The sequence below is a fragment of the Mesorhizobium sp. genome (genome assembly GCF_004962925.1).
Taxonomy (GTDB): domain Bacteria; phylum Pseudomonadota; class Alphaproteobacteria; order Rhizobiales; family Rhizobiaceae; genus Mesorhizobium.
This window is the reverse complement of the sequence record NZ_SUEO01000373.1, coordinates 1-2,286: the sequence shown is the minus strand read 5'-3', so window position 1 is coordinate 2,286 and position 2,286 is coordinate 1. Positions and strand designations below refer to the sequence as shown.

Sequence of the window (2,286 nt, the reverse complement as noted above, 5' to 3'; positions counted from 1 at the left end):
GCGTTGTGCCCAAACGTCCTTGGGTCTCAAAGAGGAGCAGACCCATGCCAAACAACAAGATCGTTTCACGGGAAGACTGGTTCCAGGCGCACAAGGCGCATCTGGCCCGCGAGAAGGAATTGACGCGATTTCGCGACCGCATCGCTGCCGAACGGCGGGAATTGCCTTGGTTGAAGGTCCGGAAGGACTATGTCTTCGAGACCGAACAGGGCCCGAAGAAACTGGCCGACCTATTCGGAGGCGCAAGCCAGCTGATCGTCTACCACTTCATGTTCGGGCCGGGCGCCGATTACCGTTGCGAGGGGTGTTCCTTCCTTGCCGATCACATCGACGGCGCCAACCAGCACCTTAAGCACCACGATGTGTCGCTGGTCGTGATCTCGCGGGCGCCGTTGGCTGAATTTCTGCCCTACAAACAGCGCATGGACTGGAAATTCGACTGGGTATCGTCCTACGCCTCGGACTTCAACTTCGATATGCAGGTTTCCTTCACCGACGAGCAGATCGCATCCGGCGACACGACCTACAATTTCGAGCAGCGCGCACTGAAATCGAAGGATCTTCCCGGCATCAGCGTGTTCTACAGGGATGAGAACGGCGACATCTTCCTGACTTTCATGTCGCGCTCCAGGGGCGGTGATCCGCTGATCGGCGCCTATCACTATCTCGACCTGACGCCGAAAGGCCGCAACGAGACCGGTCCTTATCACAGCCTGATGGACTGGGTGCGGCTGCACGACGAATATGCGGGCAGGCCCGAGATGCAGGACGCCTGTTGCCACTGACGGCGGGCCGCCGACGCAAGGTCTTTCGCCGTTAGCCCGATATGCGCTAAGTGCTGCTCGCTATGCCCTTTAACGGACTTGCCCATTAACGGTTTGCGATGCAGCGCTTTTTTGCCTTCCTCACCTGGCTCGCCTTTCCGGTCTATGTCTGGCAGGGGCTCGGCGTGCGCCGCCGCACCACCCGCATGCTGCCGGCGCAAGGCCCGGTCATGCACGAAATATCCGGCCAGGCGCCGGCGATCTCGCTTCTGATGCTTGGCGATTCTTCCGCCGCCTCGGTCGGCATCGGCAATTCCGAGTACGGGCTGGCCGCACAACTGGCCGATCTGATCTCGAAACGCACTGGCCGTGCGGTGCGCTGGCGGGCAGCCGGCTTCAACTCGGCGACCTCAGGCCAGATCCGAGACCACGTGCTGCCCAATCTGTCGGCCGATCCTTGGACGCATATCGTGCTCGCCATCGGCACCAACGACACCAAGAACTTCCACTCGGTGCCACGCTTCAAGAGCGATTTTGGCGGCCTGCTCTACGCGCTGCGCGCCAAATGGCCGGAGGCGCGCGTGGTGTGGTCGCCGGTGCTCGAATTCACCCGGGCACCGGCAATGCCGCCGCTGCTCGGAAAGATCCTGGAAATCCGCGCCGCCGAGATGAACCGGATGGGCGAGCGCCTTTGCCTCGAACGCGGCGCGGTGCCGGCGCCGCGCCTGCCGATCACCGATGCCGAAGCCGGCTTTGCCTCCGACGGATTTCATGCCTCGGAAGCTGGCTACAGAGCCTGGGCGGAACATCTCGTCGACTTGGTGCTCGCCGGTGGACCACGCTTGGCCTAGCGGGCTGCCCCCTACGTCCAATGCCCCAGCGCTGCTGTTATCGAGATCGCCGCCATCGCCAATACCGCCAGCTTCCAGAAATCGCTGCGCCGCTTCAGGCCCGGCCAGCCGAGCGGCTTGATCAGCTGGATGACCATCATGGCAACGATGACGAGCGCGAGGAGTTTCGACATGCCGCCTTTGACTAGCGCATCGGCCCGAAAATCGAAATCGATTTTCGGAAAGCACGATGCGTAGACTCAAAGCTGCTGGAGCGTTCTTTGCGCGCCCAAAGGACGCGCGGCGCTCCAGCATCACAGGCGACTGTCAAAGTGCTCCTTTCGCTCGCTCGCGATAGAGTTGCTATGCCAGCGGCTTGAGGCCGGCCTCGATCGCAGCCCGGTTCGGTTCGAGGAACGGTGGCAAGGCCAGCCTTTCGCCCAGCATTTCCAGCGGCTCGTCGGCCGTGAATCCCGGTCCGTCGGTAGCAATTTCGAACAATATTCCGTTCGGCTCGCGGAAATAGAGCGAACGGAAGTAGTATCGTTCGACCTCGCCGCTCGACGGCAGACGGAATTCGGCCAGCCGCGCCGTCCATTGATGCAAGGTCTCCTGGTCCGGCGCGCGGAACGCGACGTGGTGGACCGCCCCGGCGCCTTGCCGTGCCGGCGCAAGACCCGGCTGCACCGCGA

4 protein-coding genes are annotated in these 2,286 nt (G+C 62.4%); 2 read left to right on the top strand and 2 right to left on the bottom strand.

The annotated features are described in order from the left end of the window. Positions 1-44 precede the first annotated feature (44 nt). Both E5W87_RS35070 and E5W87_RS35065 read left to right on the top strand, forming a co-directional pair. Positions 45-785 (top strand): thioredoxin family protein, encoded by a 741-nt coding sequence (locus E5W87_RS35070; RefSeq protein ID WP_292408447.1) that lies wholly within the window; start codon positions 45-47, stop codon positions 783-785. Between the two features lie 98 nt (positions 786-883). Further along, complete coding sequence (locus tag E5W87_RS35065) at positions 884-1,615, top strand: SGNH/GDSL hydrolase family protein (RefSeq protein ID WP_292408444.1); 732 nt, start codon at positions 884-886, stop codon at positions 1,613-1,615. Between the two features lie 11 nt (positions 1,616-1,626). Here the strand turns inward: E5W87_RS35065 and E5W87_RS35060 are convergent, their stop codons facing one another. Together E5W87_RS35060 and E5W87_RS35055 are read right to left on the bottom strand one after the other, a co-directional pair. Next, positions 1,627-1,788, bottom strand: coding sequence for a hypothetical protein (locus E5W87_RS35060; RefSeq protein ID WP_023797063.1), 162 nt, complete (start codon positions 1,786-1,788; stop codon positions 1,627-1,629). A gap of 169 nt (positions 1,789-1,957) precedes the next feature. Then, positions 1,958-2,286: VOC family protein (locus tag E5W87_RS35055; protein WP_292408439.1), on the bottom strand; the 329-nt coding region annotated here is incomplete at its 5' end.

Excerpts from the sequence above, each read along its gene's own strand:
- E5W87_RS35070 (WP_292408447.1), top strand. The coding sequence starts at position 45 with ATGCCAAACAACAAGATCGTTTCACGGGAAGACTGGTTCCAGGCGCAC.
- E5W87_RS35065 (WP_292408444.1), top strand. The coding sequence starts at position 884 with ATGCAGCGCTTTTTTGCCTTCCTCACCTGGCTCGCCTTTCCGGTCTAT.
- E5W87_RS35060 (WP_023797063.1), bottom strand. The coding sequence starts at position 1,788 with ATGTCGAAACTCCTCGCGCTCGTCATCGTTGCCATGATGGTCATCCAG.